Annotated in this window: 18 protein-coding genes and 1 pseudogene; 6 read left to right on the top strand and 13 right to left on the bottom strand. The window is 69.9% G+C overall.

What is annotated here, in order from left to right; all coding sequences use genetic code 11:
• Positions 1-216 precede the first annotated feature (216 nt).
• Both QZ607_RS23830 and QZ607_RS23825 read right to left on the bottom strand, forming a co-directional pair.
• Entirely contained in the window at positions 217-2,523 is a 2,307-nt protein-coding gene (locus QZ607_RS23830) for a 2OG-Fe(II) oxygenase (RefSeq protein WP_295888192.1), read from the bottom strand.
• Positions 2,524-2,582: 59 nt separating this feature from the next.
• Positions 2,583-3,938 carry a DUF4236 domain-containing protein gene (locus QZ607_RS23825; RefSeq protein ID WP_295888191.1) on the bottom strand — a complete coding sequence of 452 codons (1,356 nt, stop codon included), beginning with the start codon at positions 3,936-3,938 and terminating at the stop codon, positions 2,583-2,585.
• Positions 3,939-4,264: 326 nt separating this feature from the next.
• On the opposite strand from QZ607_RS23825, the gene QZ607_RS23820 reads away from it, so the two are divergent.
• The 3 genes from QZ607_RS23820 (at position 4,265) to QZ607_RS23810 (ending at position 7,328) form a co-directional block, all read left to right on the top strand.
• Complete coding sequence (locus tag QZ607_RS23820; RefSeq protein WP_295888189.1) at positions 4,265-5,884, top strand: ATP-binding protein; 1,620 nt, start codon at positions 4,265-4,267, stop codon at positions 5,882-5,884.
• A 2-nt stretch (positions 5,885-5,886) separates the two neighbouring features.
• Positions 5,887-6,597 (top strand): response regulator, encoded by a 711-nt coding sequence (locus QZ607_RS23815; protein ID WP_295888187.1) that lies wholly within the window; start codon positions 5,887-5,889, stop codon positions 6,595-6,597.
• Between the two features lie 200 nt (positions 6,598-6,797).
• On the top strand, positions 6,798-7,328 hold the full coding sequence (locus QZ607_RS23810) for a Spy/CpxP family protein refolding chaperone (RefSeq protein WP_295888185.1): 531 nt from the start codon (positions 6,798-6,800) through the stop codon (positions 7,326-7,328).
• 64 nt (positions 7,329-7,392) lie between these two features.
• On the opposite strand, the gene QZ607_RS23805 is transcribed toward QZ607_RS23810, so the two are convergent.
• The 3 genes from QZ607_RS23805 to QZ607_RS23795 all read right to left on the bottom strand — a co-directional run bounded on the left by QZ607_RS23805 (position 7,393) and on the right by QZ607_RS23795 (position 9,940).
• Positions 7,393-7,956, bottom strand: a complete 564-nt coding sequence (locus QZ607_RS23805; RefSeq protein WP_295888182.1) for a hypothetical protein — start codon at positions 7,954-7,956, stop codon at positions 7,393-7,395.
• Between the two features lie 317 nt (positions 7,957-8,273).
• Positions 8,274-9,542 carry a hypothetical protein gene (locus tag QZ607_RS23800; RefSeq protein ID WP_295888179.1) on the bottom strand — a complete coding sequence of 423 codons (1,269 nt, stop codon included), beginning with the start codon at positions 9,540-9,542 and terminating at the stop codon, positions 8,274-8,276.
• A 110-nt stretch (positions 9,543-9,652) separates the two neighbouring features.
• A complete protein-coding gene (locus tag QZ607_RS23795) occupies positions 9,653-9,940 on the bottom strand; it encodes a ferritin-like domain-containing protein (protein ID WP_295888177.1) in 288 nt (95 codons plus the stop codon).
• Between the two features lie 528 nt (positions 9,941-10,468).
• Between QZ607_RS23795 and QZ607_RS23790 the strand changes: the two genes are divergently transcribed.
• Both QZ607_RS23790 and QZ607_RS23785 read left to right on the top strand, forming a co-directional pair.
• Positions 10,469-10,717, top strand: a complete 249-nt coding sequence (locus QZ607_RS23790; protein ID WP_295888175.1) for a hypothetical protein — start codon at positions 10,469-10,471, stop codon at positions 10,715-10,717.
• A gap of 293 nt (positions 10,718-11,010) precedes the next feature.
• Complete coding sequence (locus tag QZ607_RS23785) at positions 11,011-11,451, top strand: potassium channel family protein (protein WP_295888173.1); 441 nt, start codon at positions 11,011-11,013, stop codon at positions 11,449-11,451.
• Positions 11,452-11,504: 53 nt separating this feature from the next.
• Here QZ607_RS23785 and QZ607_RS23780 read toward each other — a convergent pair whose 3' ends face one another.
• Positions 11,505-12,020 carry a hypothetical protein gene (locus tag QZ607_RS23780; RefSeq protein WP_295888171.1) on the bottom strand — a complete coding sequence of 172 codons (516 nt, stop codon included), beginning with the start codon at positions 12,018-12,020 and terminating at the stop codon, positions 11,505-11,507.
• Positions 12,021-12,350: 330 nt separating this feature from the next.
• On the opposite strand from QZ607_RS23780, the pseudogene QZ607_RS23775 reads away from it, so the two are divergent.
• Positions 12,351-12,452 (top strand): annotated as a pseudogene (locus tag QZ607_RS23775) (prepilin-type N-terminal cleavage/methylation domain-containing protein); the annotation flags it as partial.
• A gap of 413 nt (positions 12,453-12,865) precedes the next feature.
• Here QZ607_RS23775 and cydX read toward each other — a convergent pair.
• The 7 genes from cydX to cbiQ all read right to left on the bottom strand — a co-directional run.
• Positions 12,866-12,988 carry a cytochrome bd-I oxidase subunit CydX gene (gene cydX / locus QZ607_RS23770; RefSeq protein WP_295888170.1) on the bottom strand — a complete coding sequence of 41 codons (123 nt, stop codon included), beginning with the start codon at positions 12,986-12,988 and terminating at the stop codon, positions 12,866-12,868.
• Positions 12,989-13,114: 126 nt separating this feature from the next.
• On the bottom strand, positions 13,115-14,257 hold the full coding sequence (gene cydB / locus QZ607_RS23765; protein ID WP_295888168.1) for a cytochrome d ubiquinol oxidase subunit II: 1,143 nt from the start codon (positions 14,255-14,257) through the stop codon (positions 13,115-13,117).
• 1 nt (position 14,258) lies between these two features.
• On the bottom strand, positions 14,259-15,890 hold the full coding sequence (locus QZ607_RS23760) for a cytochrome ubiquinol oxidase subunit I (protein WP_295888166.1): 1,632 nt from the start codon (positions 15,888-15,890) through the stop codon (positions 14,259-14,261).
• 504 nt (positions 15,891-16,394) lie between these two features.
• Positions 16,395-18,569 (bottom strand): catalase/peroxidase HPI, encoded by a 2,175-nt coding sequence (gene katG, locus QZ607_RS23755; RefSeq protein WP_295888164.1) that lies wholly within the window; start codon positions 18,567-18,569, stop codon positions 16,395-16,397.
• A gap of 224 nt (positions 18,570-18,793) precedes the next feature.
• The gene (nikR, locus tag QZ607_RS23750) at positions 18,794-19,267 is read right to left on the bottom strand and encodes a nickel-responsive transcriptional regulator NikR (protein ID WP_295888162.1); all 474 of its coding nucleotides are present in this window, start codon (positions 19,265-19,267) and stop codon (positions 18,794-18,796) included.
• A gap of 71 nt (positions 19,268-19,338) precedes the next feature.
• Positions 19,339-20,115 (bottom strand): energy-coupling factor ABC transporter ATP-binding protein, encoded by a 777-nt coding sequence (locus QZ607_RS23745; protein WP_295888160.1) that lies wholly within the window; start codon positions 20,113-20,115, stop codon positions 19,339-19,341.
• Positions 20,112-20,705, bottom strand: a 594-nt coding sequence (gene cbiQ / locus QZ607_RS23740) for a cobalt ECF transporter T component CbiQ (RefSeq protein ID WP_295888158.1), incomplete at its 5' end; no start/stop codon positions are given. The genes QZ607_RS23745 and cbiQ, both read right to left, overlap by 4 nt.

Raw genomic sequence — 20,705 nt, 5'->3', positions numbered from 1 at the left:
CGGGTCTCTCGTCTTCGCCCCCTGTTGCGGTTACAGTCCTACAAGGTGGAGGCGACAACTAGCCTGACACAGGGGGCCCCGCCCGGGTCACACCGAAGCGGCGTCACAGCGTCAGAGGCGGGCTTAGGTGTCAGGCGTCATGGGGCGCGGCTTGCTGGGTGTTTCTGACGGGAAGCCGGCTGACAGCCGGGACTCCCGGTCGGCGGGGCTGCGGCTTCAGGCCGGCTGCCCGCCCGTCAGGCGCGCGCGGTTGTGAAGGTCCTGTTTGCGCTGCTGGACGCGGCGGTCGTAGCTCGCCTGGTTCTTGATGCAGACCAGGCTGTAGGGGCGGCCGGATTTGTCCGTGCGGGTGTGCAGGTCGCAGCGGTGGGCTTGGATGCTGTGCTCCAGGTGCCGGCGCCTCGACTCGGCGGCCTTGAGCTGCCAGGTGGCTTCGGTGGGCGAGGCGAGGAAGCGTTTGAGCGCGCTGCAATCGGCGCAGTCGCAGCGGATGTCGGCGACCCGCTGCCAGTCCGGCGGCGGGGTGAGGGGCGCCTGGATGCGTGCGTCCAGATGGCGGAGCACTGCGTTCCGCAGGCCGGTGAGCGCCGGCGGCAGGTGGGCGATGTCCGCCGGATCGTGCGCGGCGGCGACGGCCAGCGCCGCCGGGAGCAGGATGGCGTCCGGGTCGTACAGGCGCGGATGGTCCAGGCAGTGGTGCAGCGCGCGCTCGGCGAGGGCGGTGTCGAGGCGGCTCAGGCCCACGAGGGCGCCCAGCACCAGTTCCGGCGTCGGCCGCGGTGCCGGCGGGTGGAACCCGCCCGGGGCCGGCTCGGGGCGCTTGTCTGGGTCCGGCAGCCCCGCCAGCAGCGCGAGCGCGGCTGGATGCAGCAGGGCGATGGTCGACTCGGGCCATTGCTCGGTGCAGCGCGCGAGGAGCTGGGCACAGGCGGCCGGGTCGCGCAGGGCGTTGCCGTCGATGATGGTGTGCAGGAGGCGCGCGGCACGCGCGGCGGGCAGCGCGGCGCACAGACGGGCGATGGCCATGTTGTCCTCGCCCGTGTAGCCGCCGGCGGCGCAGACGTCCTCGATGAAGGCGGCGCCGCCGTCGGTGTCGTCGAGCTGGCGCAGGGCGTCGAGGAGCTGGGCCGCCAGGCCGCGCTTGCTGAGCTCCTGCCCGGCGAATGCGGATGCGGTCCAGGCTTCCCGGATGCAGGTGGCAAGCGCCAGCGCCTGCTGCCGGAGCGCCGCGATGCGGTCCGCAGACGCCCCGGCCGCCTCATCGGCCCGCAGTTGGGTCAGCAGGCGCTCCAGGTAAGGCAGGCTGGCGGTGGGGCCGCCGTCCGCCAGCACCCGGGCCCGCCCGTGTCCGGGCCACAGCACCAGGGCGGCGCGCTGGTACGTGCGCTCGAACGACGCGCCCTCGTTGCCGGTGGCCTCCTCGAAGTCCGGCTCCACGTCGTCCTTGTCGGCGAAGGCGTTGGGCGGACAGACCTCGCCGTCTTCGAAGGGCAGCGGCGCCATGTCGAGGGCGGCATCGTCCGGCAGCCGCCAGGTGTGCAGCTCCTGCCAGGTATCGAGCACCTCGCCGATCTCGAAGGCGTCGTCGTCGCGCCAATACCCGCCGCCGGTGTACTCGGCCCAGCCGCTCTCGCCGATGGTGACCATGGCGAGCTGAAGGTCGCAGTCCGCGTCTTCGGCGGCGCCGAGCATGACAGCCGCCACGGCCGCGTCGACGCCTTTGAGGCCCGCGAAGCCGAGCTCGGCCTCGGTGTAGCTGTGCTCCAGGGGGTAGATGAGCTTGTGCGGTTGCTCGGCGGCCGGGTCGGCCTGCGGCCAGCGGCGCAGCAGCGCGGCGAGCTGGGCGCGCTCCTGGTCGTAGTCCGGCGGCTGCGGCAGAGGCTCACCGTTGGGGCGTACCAGGTTGTAGATGAGCGCCAGGCGATGGCCGCTCGCCACCGGCCGGACCTCGTGGCGGCAGTCCGCATAGAAGGCGGCGTAGGCGGCCTGACCGGGGTCACCGGTGTGCAGGTCCAGGGCGACCTCGTGCCCTTTGTGGCGGATGATCAGCTCGCCGCCGGTGTACTCGGACGGCAGCGTCACCACCAGGGTGGCGAACATGCCGGGCGCCTTCTCGCTGTCGCGATGGCTCACAAAGAAGCCGCCGGCGTCGTAAACCAAGAGCTTATAGATCTCGGCGCGCACCTCGCCGCGCACGCCGAGCGCAGCGGCCACGGCGCGGACGGTGCGGGCCAGATCCTCGCCCCAGCGCCGGCCGCCCAAGTCCAAGCGGCGCGCGTCGATCTGCCAGGTGCGACGGACCTCGGTGTCCACCAGGGTCTCGGTGCCGCGGCCGTAGGGTGCCTGCTCGGCGACGGCGATGAGCTGCTCGGCCTGCATGGGCAGCAGCGGCAGAGCGATGGGGCCGACGCCGTCGACGCGCAATTGCGGCAGATGCAGATCCATGGTGCCCGCGGCATAGAAGTCGCCGGGGCGGTGGACGCGCGTCAGGATGTCGGCGAGGGCTTGTTGCAGGTGGGACATGGTCGGTGCTTCCGCAGGACGGGCGATGGCGCCTCCGCAGCATGGCTGCACGGTGCATCTTAGCCAACGGAGCCGGGCATGACGAAGGGCTCGATGGCTCGAAAGCCGTCCCGCTTCAGGAGCCGCCGCCGGTGCGGGAAGGCGGCGACGGCGGCCACCGGGTCCACGCGCTCCAGGGCGTCGAAGTCGATGCGGGCGAAGCCGGCGCGGTCGAAGTCCACGGACAGCAGGTAGTCGTCGTTGACGACGCCGGTGGCGGGGTCCAGCCGCTGGGAGTAGCCGGACAGCACCACCCGCTCCACGGCGGGCAGGGTGGCGAAGACGGTGCCCGCCATGCGCAGCACGATGCCGTGCACGTGCCGGGCGTATTCCTGCCGCAGCCGGGTCTTGGGCTTGTCCTTCACCAGCAGTCGGCGCCGGCGCTTGGCGAGGGTGGCCTCGCGCTGGGGCAGGTCGCCGATCTCCGGCAGGTCCACGTCGAGCCAGACGCTTGCCATGCGGGGCTGGATCTCGAAATCCACCAGGGTCTCCCGGGGCCAGTCCAGCTGGTCGAGGGCGTCCGCGAGCAGGGCTTCCATGAGCTTCTGGTCGGTGCGCAGCCGCGCGGCGAAGGCGCGTAGGCGCTCGGCCTCGGCGGCCTCGTGTGCGGCCTTGCGACGGCGCCAGTCGGCGTGGGCCTGCTGCCAGCGCGAGACCGCCCGGCGGTGCTGCTCGGCCCGGGCGCGCTCGCGCTCCAGCCAGGCGCGATAGCGCCGGCGGTGCTCGGCCTGCGCGGCCGCGGTGCGCTCGGCGTGGGCGTCTTCGCCCAGGCCGAACAGGCGCGTCAGGAGCCCGGGCTCCGGTTGCTCCGGGGGCGCGGGCTTGGGCGCCATGGACGGGGTGGCCGGCGGCTCCGGCGCCGGCTCCGCAAAGGGCGCCGGGATGTCGTGCGGGGCGTCGTCGGGCGCCGGGGTGTCCAGGTGGATGTCCGCGAGCAGCCCGACATCGCCGTTGATGCTGTCCATGCGCTCGTGCAGCCAGGCGGTGATGGCGTCGCCGTGCTGTTTCCACAGCAGCCGCCGGTGGGCGCGGGACAGTGGCGCGCCCTGCCTGTCGGTGACCAGCAGCTCGCCGCGGTCACCGAGGGCGAGGGTCACGTCGGTGAGTGCCGCGGCGCGCTGCCTCGCCTCGGTGTGGACCTGCTCGCGGCGCTCGCGCGCCCGGTGGCGCTCCGCGCGGCGCTGCCCGCCGGGGGAGTCCAGCCGGTGGCGATAGGAGAGGCCGGTGCCCGGGAGCCCGACGTTGGCATGAGTGCCGCGACCGCCGATGGTCACCGAGGCCCCCCGCGGCCCCAGGCTCAGGCTCATGCTGCGCTTGCCGAAATTGAGCCGGATGCCGGGTGCGATCCTGAGACTGCGGCGGAAGCGAAAGCCCATGCTGTGTCCTCCTCCTCCAGTGCACCGCCCCGGGGCGCGGCGCATTTGCAAAGCGCCGCCGCGGGCTGGGCGCAGGGCGACCGCCGGCGGCCTGCGGCGGCCCGGGCGTACACAGCATGGCGCGCCGGGTTGGGAAGATGCAAGGGATGCCGGATGAGCATGTGGGGCGCCGTTGCCGCGCAACCGCGGCGTCCGCACGGTGGTCGGGGATCTGGCCGGCTGGCATGTCGGTACGCCCGGGCGCCGCGGGCCATCGGCGCCGCGCCTTCCATTCTTGCTGCACCCTTTGCGGGCACAATGGCGGCAATGCCCCAGGGTGGCCCGTTATGCAACTGTCTCTGCGCGCCAAGCTGTTTCTGACGCTGCTCTGCGTCAGCCTGGTGACCGTCGTGGTCACCCAGGGCTTCGTGCGCTGGTCCTTCCAGCGCGGGCTGGAGGCGCTGGCGGCGGAGCGCCGGGAACAGCGCCTTGCCGCCATCGCCGAGCGGCTGGTGGAGCGCCACCGCCGCGACGGCGGCTGGGAGCGTCTCGCCGCCGATAAGCGCCTGTGGGTGCGCACCCTGCTGGGTGCGCCGCTGGTGCGCCATGGGCCGCACTGGGCAGAGCTCGATGCGGACGGCGATGCAGCGCACCGGCGACCCCTCGGGCGCCGCGGCCCGCCGCCCTGGGCGCAGCAGCCGCTGCGGGAGCACGCCGCCGACCTGCTCGGCGAGCCCGGCGGCTGGCCGCCGCGGCGGGTGCTGGCGCGCATCGAAGCGGGCGCGCCGCCGCGGGCGCTGGAGCTGCGGCTCATGCTGCTGGATGCGGACGGCGCCTTGGTCTACGGCCGCGAGGACCTGCTGGACGCGGCCGAGCGGCGGCCCCTGCGCGACGGTGCCGAGACCATCGGCACCCTGGCGCTGCTGCCGGGGCCGTCCATCACCGAGCTTGCGGATCTGCGCTTTCGCGAGCGGCAGAGCCTGGCGCTCTGGCTCATCGGCCTCGGCGTGGCGCTGCTGGCCGCACTGCTGGCCTTTCCGTTGTCGAAGCGCCTGACCCGGCCGGTGGCGGCCTTCCAGCACGCCATGCGCCGGCTCGCGGCGGGCGATTATGCGGCCCGTGTGGCGGTGGCCGGCACGGACGAGCTGGGCCGCCTGGGGCGCGATCTGAACGACCTGGCGGCGGCGCTTGCGCGCACCGAGCAGGCGCGGCGGCAATGGGCCGCCGACATCGCCCACGAGCTGCGCACGCCGCTGGCGCTGCTGCGTGCCGACCTGGAGGCCATGCAGGATGGCGTGCGGCCCCTGGACCGGGCGGCGCTGGATGCCCTGCACGCGGACAGCCTGCGCCTGGGGCGGCTCATCGACGATCTCTACGAGCTGTCCATGACGGACCTGGGCGCGCTCAGCTACCGCAAGGCCCAGGTGGATCTGCACGAGCTGCTGGAGGACGCCCTGGACGCCTTCCGCGGTGCCTTCGCCGACGCCGGCATCGAGCTGCGGCTGACGATACCCGACGCCGGCGCCGACACCGACTGGACCCTGCATGCCGATGCGCAGCGTCTCACGCAGCTCTTCCGCAATCTCCTGCGCAACAGCCTGGCCTACACGGACCGCGGCGGCGCCTTGGTGGTGACCCTGTCCCGGCAGGGGGCATGGCTGTGCATGGACTTCGACGACAGCGCCCCCGGGGTGCCGGCGGCGGACCTGCCGCGGCTCTTCGAGCGGCTGTACCGGGTGGACGCCTCCCGCAGCCGTGCCACCGGCGGGGCCGGGCTCGGGCTCGCCATCGCGCGCAACATCGCCGCCGCCCATGGCGGGGAGATCAGCGCGGCGGCGTCACCGCTCGGCGGCCTGCACGTGCACCTGGCGCTGCCGCGGGGTGCAGAAGATGCCGCGGGCAACGCGCGGGCGGGCTATAACTCCGGGCATCAGGGGCCGAGCAACGACACCGGGGGAGGGCGTTGAGCATGGGTGAGCGCATCCTGATCGTGGAGGACGAGACCCGCCTCGCCGCGCTGCTGGCGGACTATCTCCGGGCGGCGGGCTTCACCGCCCATTGCCTGGCGACGGGCACCGGCGCCGTGGACTGGATCCGCGACAACCAGCCGGCGCTGGTGCTGCTGGACCTGATGCTGCCGGGCACGGACGGCCTGGACATCTGCCGGCAGGTGCGCACCTTCTCCCAGGTGCCCATCATCATGACCACGGCGCGGGTGGAGGAGATCGACCGGCTGCTGGGGCTGGAGCTCGGCGCCGACGACTACGTCTGCAAGCCCTACAGCCCGCGGGAGGTGGTCGCGCGGGTCAAGGCGGTGCTGCGGCGGCTGCGCGCGCAGGGGCAGGCGCCGACGACACCCGACAGCGGGCCTCTGCGCCTGGATGACGGCGCACTGCGGGTCCGCGGCGAGCGCGGCGAGGTCCAGCTCACGGCGGTGGAGTTCGCGCTGCTGAAGGCGCTGGTGAGCGCGCCGGGGCGGATCTTCTCCCGCGCCCGGCTCATGGAGCGCATCTACGACGACCATCGGGTCGTGTCCGACCGCACCATCGACAGCCATGTGAAGAAGCTGCGCCGGCGGCTCGCCGAGATCCTGCCGCCGGAGCGGGAGCTGATCCACTCGGTCTATGGGGTCGGTTATCGCTACGAGGACGCCGCGCCCTCGGGCCACGATGCGCCCTGAGTCGCCAGCGGCATCCACGCCGAATCGGCGAGGGGCTCGGTCGCTGCCGCTGCGAGCGGTCCAAGGTCTTTGCACAAAGCGTCCGCAGCCGCTGCGCGGTTGCCGTCCAGACTGCGAAGTGTGGCCGGCACGCGCCGCAGCGCCGCCCGGCCACAACGAGACATGCCTGACAGGCCATTGTGCGCATTGGAGACCGAATCATGTTCCGCACCAAGACCCACCAGCTCACCACCCTCGCAATCACCCTGGTCCTCGCCGGCGCCACCGTCGCCGCGGCGCCCCTGGACGGGCATCCCCGGGCCGCCGAGCGCCTGGACATGCGCATGGCGCGCATGGCGGAGCGGCTCGACCTGAGTGACGCCCAGCGCGAAGAGATCCGCGCCCTGCTGGAGGACCATCACAGCGCCGCAGACGCCTCGCGCGCGCAACTGCGTGAGCAGATCGACGCCGTGCTGACGGCGCAGCAGCGTGCGCGCTGGGATGACCGCCGCCGGGCGCGTATGGAGGCGCGCATCGAGCGGATGGTCGCGCGGCTCGACCTTACTGATGCGCAGTGCGACCAGGTCGCGGCGATTCTGGCGCAGAAGCAGCGCGACCCGGGCATGACCCGGACCGAGGTGCGCGAGCGCCTGGCCGCAGTGCTCACCGACGAGCAGCAGGCCCAGTTGCGCGGCATGCGCGAGGCCCGCAGGGCCGCCGGCCCGGGCGAGCGCATGGGCCGTGGCTGGTGAGCTGACCTGACAGCGCGCGGCAGGCGCCGGCCCGGCACGCCGGACCGGCACTGTCCGCCGGCGCCTAGGCGGCTGCGCCGGAGCCGCCCGCCGTGTGGCCCGGCAGATGCGCCCGCACCAGCAGCGACACGGCGATGGCGGCGATGCCGGCGCCGCCGATGACCAGCACCAGCAGCATCCAGTTGTCGTTGAGCCAGGCGATGGCGACACCGCTCAGCAGCAGGAAGGCGCCGAACAGGGCCATCTTCCAGTCCAGATAGACGCCGGAGAGCACAGCCGCGAGTCCGATGACGTAGATGGTCACGAAGGCGTCCTGCTCGTCGTTCAGAAAATCCTGCACCGCATGCGCGTAGAGCAGGCGGATGACGAGGATGAGCGCGCCCCAGTGCAGGACCTGGCGCAGGATGTAGGCCCAGCGCTCCTGACCGCTGGTGCCGGCGAAGCGCCAGCCGCCGAGGATGGACACCAGGGCCAGCAGCGGAATGAACAGCTGCCAGTACATGCTCATCTCGGTGGCGTTGTGGGCGGTCATGGCCACCAGGCCGAGGGCGGCGACGTAGAGCACCACATAGGGCAGCTGGTAGATGAGGAAGCGCTTGCGGTCGAGCGATTGTTGCGATGCGGACACGGCGGTCTCTCCTGCGGGCTTGGGAAACGTCCGGCAGCCGGATGCGGGATGCCGGATGCTTGAAGGCCTGATGCTTGGGGGCCTGATGCTTGGGGGCCTGATGCTTGTGGGACTGATGTTTGGGGGACCGCGGCTCAGCCTGGCCCGGCCGACGCGTTGTAAGGGCGCGGCTGCGGGCCACTCCGGCGGGCCGCCGCCGACGCCACAGCATACCCGCCGCACGCGCGACAAAACAGACAAACGGTACCCGAAATGGGGTTTGCGGTGCCGCCCCGGCTGTCCCGGGCAGGCCGGGTCAGCTCTGGATCAGATCTGCATCAGTCCTGGGCGTTGTCCGCCTCCACCGCCTCCAGCAGCCGCTCGTAGATCTGCGGGAAGGTGTAGGCCACGCGGTTCCAGGACGGGATCAGCTTGGCCTCCTGCGGGCCTTTGCTCTGCATCCAGGCGTCCCAGAGGAAGCCGCGGAAGTGACTGGCAGCGGATTCCTCTTCGTACAGGTCGTAGCGCAGGTCGTTGACGTCGGAGTCGTAGCTGTACTTGCGGATGTACTTGAGCGCGTTCTGATAATAGGTGTGCAGGAGCATGTCCACGTAGGAGTCGTCCAGCGGCACACCGTGGGAGCGCATGTAGGTGAGATAGAACTTGGCGATGTCCACCACCATGCGGTGCAGACCCTTGTTGGTGTCGTCCGGCGAGAGCTCCTGGTGCTTGTGCTCGTAAGTGGGCGCGAGGTCGATCTGCGCCACCTGCCGGCGGGTGAGCTGATCGTACACCTGGGACAGGGTTGCCACCTCCAGGCCCCAGTCGTAGGCGATGTTGAGGCCCCGGGCCAGGTCCGAGGTGAAGCAGAACTCCCCCGCCAGCGGGTACTTGAAGCTGCGGTGGTAGTCGAAGAAGCGCTGCAGCTCCGGCAGCCCGTGCTGGCACATGAGCCGCGAGAGCGTGTCCACGAAGGGCGTCACGAAGAGCCGCGTCACACGCCCCTTCATGGAGCGCTCGGTGGGTGAGATGCGCGCGTAGTAGCCCTTGCAGAACTGGAAGTCGTTGTTGGGGTTGGCAACGGGCTCGATGAGCCGCCCCAGCATGGTGCGGCTGTAGGTGACGATGTCGCAGTCGTGCAGGGCGATGATGCTGGCCTGGTCGCGGGCGAAGAGGTAGCCCAGGGTCACCCACACCGACTGCCCCTTGCCCTGCTCGCCGGTGGGGATCTCGCGCTCGGCCATCTGTGCGAGCAGGTCCTGGATGCGCGGGCCGTCGATCCAGACCACGCGCAGCTCGCAGCCCGGGCGTGCGAGCCGTCCGAAGTAGGCCTGGGCCTCGCGGAACTGCCCCTCTTCGGGGGCGCCGCCGAGGGCGACGACGATGCTCTTCAGGTAGCGCACCTCGGCGATGCGCTCGATGATTTGGTCCAGCACGCCGGCGTTGCCCATCTCGCTGTGCAGCGACGGCAGCAGCAGGCTCACGTGCGTGTGGCGGGCGTGGTCCTCCAGCTTGCGCTCGAGGTTGCTCAGGTAGTCGTCCTTGTCGAACGCTTCATACAGCGCGTGCAGCGTCGTGATCTGCGGTTCCTGGTGGAAATCGGCCATGATTCAGCCCTCAGGTCAGTCGCACAACGATGCCGGTGGTTGCGCGCCTGCCGCACGGTGGCCGGTCGGCGGCCCGGCTCCGCGCTGAGCTCAGGCGCATACCTCAAAGCTCAATGGTGAGCGATGGGCTTGCTGGTGAAGAGGTAATCCTTCAGCTCGCCGTCGAACTTCGGGTCCCGGCGGCGGATCCACTCCAGCACCATCGCCGCGTGCTCCTTCTCCTCGTCGCGGTTGTGCGCCAGGATGGCGGCGAGCTCCGGGTCCTTGCAGGCATCCACGCGTTGGTTGTACCAGTCGACGGCTTCCAGCTCTTCCATCAGCGAGACGATGGCCCGGTGCATGTCGCGGGTCTCGTCGGACAGCTCGTCGATGGGCTCGTGGTAACCCTCGTTTGCCATGGTGTCATTCTCCGTTGGATGTTGATGGACTGCTTTCGTGCCCCGCCGGTGCCGCGGGCCGTCGCCGGCGATACCCCGGGCTGGTCACGGCCAGGCCGCGGCAGTCCCCCAGCATGCCGGGCCGGTCGCGGGGGCGCCAATGGCCGCCCGGTGCAAGCATGACAGAAATCACCATGCAGTTCTCGGGGAGTGGACAGACAGCGCGTGGGCGGTGGCCGCGCACCGCGGGGTAAGCCGTTGCGGACCGAATACTGCCGGAAACCCGTGCGCCAGCCCCCTTGAGCCCGAAGCCCCTCCAGCATTCGAGCGCACAGCGGCCCGCATTGACACCAACCCGGCGCAGCAGGACCCGCAGGGCCAGTGTGCGCCGGCGCGGGTGGATGCCTCGCAACTGAATCGCGGCAATGTCAGCCACAGGCGCACATTCGCGGCGCTGTCACAGAAACTTCGTGCCACGGCAACCTTGCCGTCCTGTCCGGGGGTAACAATATCGGTAATCGCTAACTTACTTATCAACCAGGCACCGCTATGACCAAGCCCCTCGCATCCACCCTGCTCGCCGGCGCGCTGCTGGCCACCGCGGGCGTCGCCACCGCCACCGAATCCGTCGACCTGGCCCTTGAGCCCTGCATGAACGGCGAGGTCTCCGCCGACGGCACCCTGCCCACCCGTGCGCTCGCCGAGCTGCGGGCCGCCTACGAGCGGCTCGCCAAGCCCACCGAGCAGCCCTTCTACACCTTCATGGTCGCGGGTCGCGTGGTGGTGCAGGAGCCCTGAGCCTGCCCGGATACCCAGGCCGGACACCCAGCCCGGACACCGCCGCGGCCTCGCCCGAGGGTGGGGCCGCGGCGGTCCGTGCTGCGCTGGGGTAGGATGCCGGCACAGGCTCCGGTACCCGCGACCCAGCGCCCGCCATGTCGCCGCTCCCCTTTCCGCGCTCTGCACCCCGTCCCCACCCAAGAAACCGCGCCATGGCCGGGTGCGGCCACCGCAGCGCCAAGGCTGCGCAGGTCCCCGGCGTCGGCGTCGGCGTGCGGCGCTGTTCCGGCGCCAGCGCGCGCGCGTAAGCCATGCTCATGCCGCTGCTGGTGGGCGCCCTGCTCGTGGTGCTGACGGTGCTGATCCAGGGCTTCGGCTCGGTGTGGCTGCTGCGTTGGCTGCTGCGTCACCACACGGGGCAGGACGGGGCGTTGCTGCCGCACCGGGCGCTGCATGTCGTCATCCAGACCGTGCTCGGGCTGGTGCTGCTGCACTGGCTGCAGATCCTGATCTGGGCGCTCGCCTATTGGGCGCTCACGCCCGTCGCGCCCATCGGCTCGCTGGAGACGGCGATCTACTTCTCCGCCGTCACCTTCACCACCCTGGGCTACGGGGACATCACGCTGAGCAGCGAGCAATGGCGGCTGCTGACGGGCATCCAGGCCCTGAGCGGCGTCCTCCTGCTCGGCTGGTCCACGGCCCTGTTGTTCGCCGTGGTGTCACGCAGCCTGGACAGCGACGTGCACCGGTGAAGGAGACTGCACCGGATGACTGAGGCGATGGGGCGGGACGGGGCGGGCGGCGCTCAGGACCGGCAGCCCGCCGCATCGAAGTTGGTGCCCGAGCCGTTCCACGGACACATGCTGAGCACCTGCCCATCGGCATAGTGCCAGATGCCGTGCCGATCAATGACGAAGTGATGGATGTCGCGCAGCTGCGGCAGCCGGGAGTTGAGCAGGTCCTGCCTGCTCGGGCCGGGCACGACGCGGCGGCCCCAGAGGTGGGTGTGCCAGGAGCAGGAGAGCTTGTGGTTGCCGCGGCGGCCCAGCGGCAGGGCGAGACCGACGTTGTCGCTGGTGCCGGTGCCGGCGCGGACCACCTGCGTCAGCGTGCCTGTGCGGATGTCGCTTAAGCACCAGCCGGCGACCTCGCGACCGTTGACGCGCGTGTCGTTGACGGCGCGGATGAGAATGTCGGCGACGGGCTGTGACACCTTGTCCGCCCCGGCTGCGGGAAAAGGCGTCAATGCGCGCTGGCTGGCGCAGCCCATGATGAGGGCGGCGGCGAGCGCGGCGCCGGCGGTGAGCAGCGGAAACTTCATGATGGATGCCGGCGTTGGCTGCGGGCGTCGTCGCTTGGGCCTGAGGTCCGCGGGCGCTGTCCTGTGGACCGGCATCCTACCCGGTACCGGCGCTGGGGCTCCAGCGCACCGCTGCGCGGGCAGTGAGACCGCCCCGGGGCATGCCGACTGCATTCGGCGTTTTCCCCTACCGGGATATCCCGGAGTGGCGGATGTCGTCGTGCCGGTTCTTGCGCAGTAATGACGGGTGTTCAGGAAAACGTCCTCGGGCGGCCCTGTGCCGCGCCGGCGCGACTGCGCTGCCGCGCGCCGGGATGCGTGCCGCCCAACCCGCAACAACAAGGTGCGCCCATGAAGAACCGTCCCGCCGGCTTCACCGTCATCGAGCTGCTGATCGTCATTGCGATCCTCGCCATCCTGGCCGCACTTGCCATTCCCGCCTATCAGGATTACGCGAAGCAGCAGCAGGAGGACGCAGCAACCGCCGCGGCACCCCAGACACAGCCCGCGCCTGCACCGCACGCCGGCGCCGGGGAGGGGAGCGCGCAGCTCACCGGCGAGCCGCAGGCGGCGGAGTGATGTCGCCCGCCGCTGCTCGTGCGGGGCGCACGAGCTGGCGGATGGGCGTACGGTCGGCGCACTCAAGTCCACCTGCCCCAGGTGGCCGACTCAAATTGGCGTAGCCGGGGCCGGCCTCGGGACTTGCGCGGCGCCTGTTGGGAGAAGCGACTGTCAGCCAGGTCCAGGGCGCAGCGTGCGACGCGGTTGGGCGCCGCATGGTCGCGTGTGGGGACAAGGCTCAGGCGGCAGGTCAAGCGTGCGCCGAGCAGAGCTCGGTGGCCCCAGGTGGCGCCCCGGGGCGCTGGTCAGGCGTCGAGCTTGTTGTCGTCCGGCTCGCCGAGGCATTGCTCGGATTCGTACCACATGACGTTGATGATGCCGAAGGCGACGGCGAGCAGGACGCCGAGGATCCAGGTGAAGTACCACATGGGGATTTCCTCTGAGTTTGCGGTTCTTGCGAGTATCAAGTACGGCATTGATGCGGTGTCGAGTGGGCAGTGACGAGTGACGAGGGAGCGGGCGGACCTCGCTCCTCGCCCCTCGAAACTCTCCCCCTAGTACGCCAGCTTGTCCTGCGCTTCGATCTCCTCCACCGTGATGCGCCGCCACATGCGGGCATAGGTCCAGGTGGTGTAGGCGAGGATGATCGGAATGAAGATCACCGCCGCCCAGAACATCACCGTGAGCGTCAGGTGGCTGGAGGTGGCATCCCAGGCGATGAGGCTGCTGCCGGGGTTTGTGCTGGAGGGCATGATGAACGGGAACATGGCCGCACCCGCCGTCATGATCACGCCCGTGATGCCGACACCGCTCATGATGAGCCCGAGCCCGGCCCGGTCCTGCATGGACAGCGACACCGCGTAGCCGAGGCCCGCGAAGCCCACGATCGGGAACAGCAGCGTCCACGGATACCTGCCGTAATTGGCGAGCCAGGCGAAGGGCTCGATGACGACCTCCTTGGTGAGCGGGTTCGGTATCGCGTCCGTCGGCGGCATGCTGACCACGCGGAAGCCGTCCACGAAGAAGGTGAGCCAGAGCCCCGCCAGCGCAAAGCCGATGATGGTGGCAAGCCCGGTCACCTTGGCCCACTGCTTGGCACGGGAGGCAATGGGCTCTCCGGTGCGCAGCTGCAGCCAGATGGCACCGTGCAGTGTGAGCATACTCAGGCTGATCAGCCCCGCCAGCAGGGCAAAGGGGTTCAGCAGCGCAAAGAAGCTGCCGGTGTAGTAGGGCCGCAGCAGCTCATCCAGGTGGAAGGGCACGCCCTGGAGCAGATTCCCGAAGGCAATGCCGAACACTAGTGCGGGCACGGCGCCGCCGATGAAGAGCCCCCAGTCCCACGCATTGCGCCAGGCCTTGTTCTCGATCTTGCTGCGGTAGTCGAAGCCCACCGGCCGGAAGAACAGCGCGAACAAGGCCAGCAGCATGGCGAAGTAGAAGCCGCTGAAGGCCGCGCCGTACACCAGCGGCCAGGCGGCGAAGATGGCGCCGCCGGCGGTGATGAGCCAGACCTGGTTGCCGTCCCAGTGCGGCCCCACGGTGTTGATGATGACGCGGCGCTCGGCGTCGTTCTTGCCGAGGAAGGGCAGCAGCGTGCCCACACCCATGTCCATGCCGTCGGTGACCGCAAAGCCGATGAAGAGCACACCGACCAGGAGCCACCAGACGAATTTGAGGATCTCATAGTCCAGGATCATGTCAGTCCCCCCGCTGCTGTGCCGGTGACGAGCTCGGGGCCGGACCGGCGCCTTGAGCTGCATCGCCGTCGGCAAGCCGCTGTGCCTGACGCTCGTGGTAGTAGCGCCCGGAGTGCAGCGAGCTCGGCCCCTGACGCGCGAACTTGAACATCAGGAACATCTCGATGGCGAAGAGCGCGGTATAGAAGATGACGAACGCGCTCAGGCTGAACATCAGGTCGCCCGCCGTCAGGCTGGAGGCGGCGACGGACGTCGGCAGCACCTCGCCGATGGCCCAGGGCTGGCGGCCGAACTCCGCCACGAACCAGCCGGTCTCGGCGGCGATCCAGGGCACCGGGATGCTGTACAGGAAGGCCCGCAGCAGCCAGCGCTTGTCCTGGATCCTGCGCGTGGCGTTGAAATAGAACCCGAGCACGAACAGCAGCAGCATCCAGAAGCCCGCCGCCACCATGACCCGGAAGGTCCAGAACAGCGGCGCCACCTCCGGGATGGAGTCCTTCACCGCCAGCTGGATCTGCTCCTCCGTGGCCTCGGCGGGGTTGTCGGTGTACTTCTTGAGCAGCAGTCCATAGCCCAGGTCGTCCATGTGGTCCTCGAAGGTGCCGCGGTTGTGGGCGTTGTCTTCGCCGTTGCGCAGCCGTTGCAGGTATTCGTAGGCAATCATGCCGGAGCGGATGCGCACCTCGTGCTCGCGCATCAGGTCTTTGAGGCCGACGACTTCTTCGTCCAGGGAGCGGGTGGCGATGAGCCCGAGCGCCCAGGGGACCTTCACCGCCATGTGCGTCTCCTCGTCCTCGTTGCTCGGCAGCCCGAAGATCGTGAAGCCCGCCGGTGCCTCCGCGGTGTGCCACTCCGCCTCGATGGCGGCGAGCTTGACCTTCTGCACGTCGCCCACCTCGTAGCCGGACTCGTCACCGAGCAGGATCACGGACAGGATGGACGCGAGCCCGAAGCCCATGGCCACGGAGAAGGAGCGCTTCGCGAAGGCCAGGTCCCGGCCTTTGAGCATGTACCAGGCACTGATACCGGCGACGAACATCGCGGCTGTCACATAGCCTGCTGCCACCGTGTGCACGAACTTGACCTGCGCCACCGGATTGAACATTACTTCGTAGAAGCTCTGCATCTCCATGCGCATGGTCTCGTAGCTGAACTCGGCACCCACCGGGTACTGCATCCAGCCGTTGGCGATGAGAATCCACATGGCCGACAGGTTGGAGCCGATGGCCGTCAGGAAGGTCACCATCAGGTGCTGGCGCTTGCTGAGCCGCTCCCAGCCCAGGAAGAAGAGCCCGATGAAGGTGGACTCCAAAAAGAACGCCATCAGCCCCTCGATGGCCAGCGGCGCGCCGAAGACATCGCCGACATAATGGGAGTAATAGGACCAGTTCGTGCCGAACTGGAACTCCATGGTGAGGCCGGTGGTGACGCCCAGGGCGAAGTTGATGCCGAACAACTTGCCCCAGAACTTGGTCATGTCCTTGTAGATTTCGCGCCCGGTCATGACATAGACGCTCTCCATGATGACCAGCATCCAGGAGAGGCCCAATGTCAAAGGCACGAACAGGAAGTGATACATCGCGGTGGCGGCGAATTGCCAGCGCGACAGCTCGATCATGGTGCTGTCAAGCATGTGCTCGTCTTCCGTCGTTGTTGGAGTGATCCCAGCAGGCGCGCCGGATCACCAGCCATCGGCCGGGTCCGCTGCCGCCTTCCTCTCCCAGGCGCGGCGTTGCCCCTGCGGGCGTGCGCTGCCAGAGACGCCTCCGGCGTCCGACACCTGCGATCCGGCAGTGCCCGCCGGGACGCCGCAGGCCAATCCATGCATTAGACGGCACTTATATTCGCCCAGCGCCCAGGTCGGACATGCGAATCGTCAATCTCGACAGAATCGCTCGGGCGGCGGTGCGCTTGCGATGACCGGCGTCAAGGAGTCCACGCCGATTTTCCTTTAGAAACAGCGGTATAAACAGTCTTACTGGAGGCATCAAAAGGGGTGGGCCGGCGGTGGGATGGACCAGCGAAGCGCAGCCCATCAAAGGCGGCTCGCTGACAGCTCGTCGGGCAGCCCCGGCCGGTCCGGGGCTACCGACGTGGCCCCTGCATACCCAGCCCGGGGCAGGGACGGCGCCAGGTGCTACGCCAGATCGAAGCGGTCGGCGTTCATCACCTTGGTCCATGCAGCGACGAAGTCCCGGACGAATTTCTCCTGGTTGTCGTCTTGGGCATAGACCTCCGAATAGGCGCGCAGGATGGCGTTGGAGCCGAACACGAGGTCAACGCGCGTTGCCGTCCACTTGACCTCGCCCGTACGGCGGTCGCGGACCTCGTACAGGTTCTCGCCCGCGGGCTCCCAGCGGTAGGCCATGTCCGTGAGGTTGACGAAGAAGTCGTTCGACAGGACGCCTTCACGGTCGGTGAAGACGCCGTGCTTGGTGCCGCCGTGGTTGGTACCGAGCACCCGCATGCCGCCGACGAGCACCGTCATCTCCGGGCCGGTGAGGCCCATCAGCTGGGTGCGATCGAGCATCAGCTCCTCGGCGCTGACGGTGTAGTCCTTTTTGAGCCAGTTGCGATAGCCGTCGTGGATGGGCTCAAGCGGCTCAAAGGAGTCGGCGTCGGTCATCTCGTCGGTGGCATCGCCGCGCCCCGACGCGAAGGGCACGCTGACATCGAAGCCGGCCGCCTTGGCCGCCTGCTCGACGCCGACATTGCCCGCCAGCACGATGACATCGGCGACGCTGGCGCCGGTCTGCTGCGCGATGCCTGTGAGCGTGTCGAGGACCCGGGCCAGGCGCTCCGGCTCGTTGCCTGCCCAGTCCTTCTGCGGCGCCAGCCGAATACGCGCCCCGTTGGCGCCGCCGCGCATATCGGAGCCGCGGAAGGTCCGGGCGCTGTCCCAGGCGGTGGCGACCATCTCGGCGATGCTGAGGTCGCTCGCGGCGATCCTGGCCTTGACGGCGTCGATGTCGTAATCGGTGGGCCCCGCCGGCACCGGGTCCTGCCAGATCAGGTCCTCCTGCGGCACCCAGGGGCCGAGGTAGCGCGCCTTGGGGCCCATGTCCCGGTGCGTGAGCTTGAACCAGGCGCGTGCGAACACCTCCGCCAGGTAGTCCGGATCGCGGTAGAAGCGCTCCGAGATCTCCCGATACGCCGGGTCCATCTTCATGGCCATGTCGGCGTCGGTCATGATCGGGTTGTAGCGGATGGACGGGTCCTCGACATCCACGGGCTTGTCCTCCTCCTGGATGTCCACCGGCTCCCATTGCCAGGCGCCTGCGGGACTCTTGCGCGACTCCCACTCGTGGCCCAGCAGCATGGCGAAGTAGCCGTTGTCCCAGCGGGTGGGGTGCGTGGTCCAGGCGCCCTCGATGCCGCTGGTGACGGTGTCGCGGCCGATGCCGCGCTGGGTCCTGTTGTTCCAGCCAAGGCCCTGCTCTTGCAGCGGCGCCGCCTCCGGCTCCGGCCCGAGCAGGGCCGCGTCGCCGTTGCCGTGGCACTTGCCCACGGTGTGGCCGCCGGCGGTGAGGGCGACGGTCTCCTCGTCGTTCATCGCCATGCGGGCGAAGGTCTCGCGCACGTCCTGCGCCGTCTTCAGCGGATCGGGCTTGCCGTCGACACCTTCGGGGTTGACGTAGATGAGCCCCATCATCACCGCAGCCAGCGGGTTCTCCAGGTCCCGCTCGCCGGAGTAGCGGCTCTCCGGGGTGTCGCTGGGTGCGAGCCATTCTTTCTCAGAGCCCCAGTAGGTGTCCTTTTCCGGGTGCCAGATGTCCTCGCGGCCGAAGGCAAAGCCGAAGGTCTTGAGCCCCATGGACTCATAGGCCACGGTGCCGGCGAGAATGATCAGATCCGCCCAGCTGAGCTTGTTGCCGTACTTTTTCTTGATGGGCCACAGCAGGCGGCGGGCCTTGTCCAGATTGGCGTTGTCCGGCCAGCTGCCGATGGGGGCGAAGCGCTGATTGCCCGTGCCGCCGCCGCCGCGGCCGTCGGCGATGCGGTAGCTGCCGGCCGCATGCCAGGCCATGCGGATCATCAGCCCGCCGTAGTGCCCCCAGTCCGCGGGCCACCACGCCTGGCTGTCGGTCATCAGGGCATGCAGGTCCTGCTTGAGGGCGTCGAAGTCCAGCTCTGTCACGGCCTCGCGATAATCGAAGCCCGCCCCCATGGGGTCGGTCTTGGAGTCGTGCTGATGCAGGATGTCGAGATTCAGGGCCTGCGGCCACCAATCCATGTTCGAGGTGCCGGCCGCCGTCATGGCGCCGTGCATGACAGGACACTTGCCGGCCGTTGTCTTGACGTCATTTCCCATCGTTGCCTCCGGTTCGTGGCTTGACCAGTTCGTGCTTCATGGCCCGGCTCGGTTTGGCCGGGCTCGGATGCTCGTCGAGCATGGGTTGAGGCTAAGGACAGGCTCCCGGCCTGTCCAATGCGCGGATTCTGCGCAATTGATCGGCTATGACAATCGCATAAGAGCAGGCCATAGACGCGGACTTGCAGGCAGGCGTTGCGCCTGCGCCGCTGCGGCGACCCGGCTCAGGGCAGCGGCGCCAGATGCAGATGACGCCCGGCCGCGCCGTCGTCACCATGGTCGTGGGCTTCTTCGGCGACCCGCACCGGCAGCACCGACAGCCGGCCGTGGCGCACTCCCGGCTGGGCGATGACGGCATCGGCGAAGGCGCGCACCCGATCCGTGGCGCCGCGCAGCACCACGGTCTCCAGGCAATGGTCGTGGTCCAGGTGCACGTGCAGGGTGGACACGGCGAGGTCGTGGTGCTGGTGGTGGGCCTGGGTCAGACGGCCGGCGAGCTCGCGCTCGTGGTGGTTGTAGACATAGCTGAGCGTCGCGACGCAGTGACCCGTGGGCTCGCGCTGCAGGCGCTCGGCCTGGAGGCGCTCGCGGATCAGGTCGCGGACGGCCTCGGAGCGGTTGGCGTAGCCGTGCTCGGCGCGGAAACGCTCGAAGGCGTCATTGAGGTCGTCATCGAGGGTGATGGTGACACGCTGCATCTGGGGCTCCGTGGGGCTCCTCGGGGCGGCGCAGGGCCGGCGGCAGCGCAGCAGCATAGCTTATCCGACGCTCACTCCCCGGCATGGTGATCCGGATGCGCCGGCGCCGCGCCCGTATGCGCAGCCTCACCCTCCGCGCCGGGCGCGTGCAGATGCAGGTGGGCATGGCGATGGGTGTGCGGGTGGCTGTGCAGGGTCGCCGGTGCGAGCTGTCCCTCGTGCAGGGCGACGGCGCGGGTGGCGAGGCGGGTGAGCAGGCGCCGGTCATGGGAGACGATGATCATGGCCAGGTCCAGCGCCTCCAGGTGCGCGAGCAGGCGCGCCTCGGTGGCCTCGTCGAGGCCGTTGGTGGGCTCATCCAGCAGCAGCACCGCGGGGTGCATCGCGAGCACCGTCGCCAGTGCCACGAGGCGCTTCTCGCCGGCGGAGAGGCGATGGGTCACGCGCTCGCCGAAGCGGTCGAGGCCCAGGGCGGCCAGGGTCGCTTCGGCGTCTGCGCGGGCTTGTTCCCGGCTGCGGCCGAGGTTGAGCGGGCCAAAGGCGACGTCCTCCAGCACCGTGGGGCAGAAGAGCTGGTCGTCCGAGTCCTGGAACAGCAGCCCCACCCGCGCGCGCACCGGCACGAAGTCGGCCTCCACCCGCCGCGGCTCGCCGAAGGCCAGCACCTCACCGGCGCCCGGGCGCCGCAGGCCCACCAGCAGGTGCAGCAGGCTGGTCTTGCCCGCCCCATTGCGCCCGGTGAGCGCCACGCGCTCGCCCGGGTACAGCGCGAAGTCCGCGCCGCGCAGCACCGCGCGGTCTGCGAAGCCGAAGTGGACGCCGCGCAGCTCCAGGAGCGGCGCGCTCACGGCAGCCGATCCAGCGCCAGCAGGCCCGCCAGCAGGGGCAGCAGCCCCAGCAGCCAGGCGGTGTCCGCGGCGCCCCAGTGCCGGCTGTCCAGCAGATGGAACCTGCCGCGAAAGCCGCGGGCACGCATGGCGGCCTCGATGCGCCGGGCGCGCTCCAGGCTGCGCACCAGCAGCATGCCGATGAGATTGCCGTAGCTGACCCAGGTGTGGCGGCGGCTGCGCGGGACGAAGGCGCGGGCGCGCATGGCGCGCAGCAGGCGCTGGCGCTCGGCGTCCAGCAGGCCGATCTGGCGCACCGTCAGCAGCAGCAGGTGCACGAGCTTGCGGGGCACGCCGAGCCGCGCCAGGGCGTGACCCAGCACCGCCGGCTCCAGGCCGCCCAGCAGGCCGAGCAGCGCCAGGACCACGGCATTGGCGCGCAGGGCGATGAGGGCGGCGGCAGCAAGCCCCTCACGGGTGGCGGTGAGCGGCCCCAGCGTCAGCAGGACCTCGCCCGGCACGGTGAACGGGAGCGTCGCCAGCAGCACCAGCATCAGCCCCTCCAGCGCCGCGAGCCGCACCAGCGCATCCCGCCCGCGCAGGCCGCCGAG

It is taken from the genome of uncultured Thiohalocapsa sp. (genome assembly GCF_913063425.1).
GTDB lineage: Bacteria > Pseudomonadota > Gammaproteobacteria > Chromatiales > Chromatiaceae > Thiohalocapsa.
This window is presented reverse-complemented; position numbering and strand designations above follow the sequence as displayed.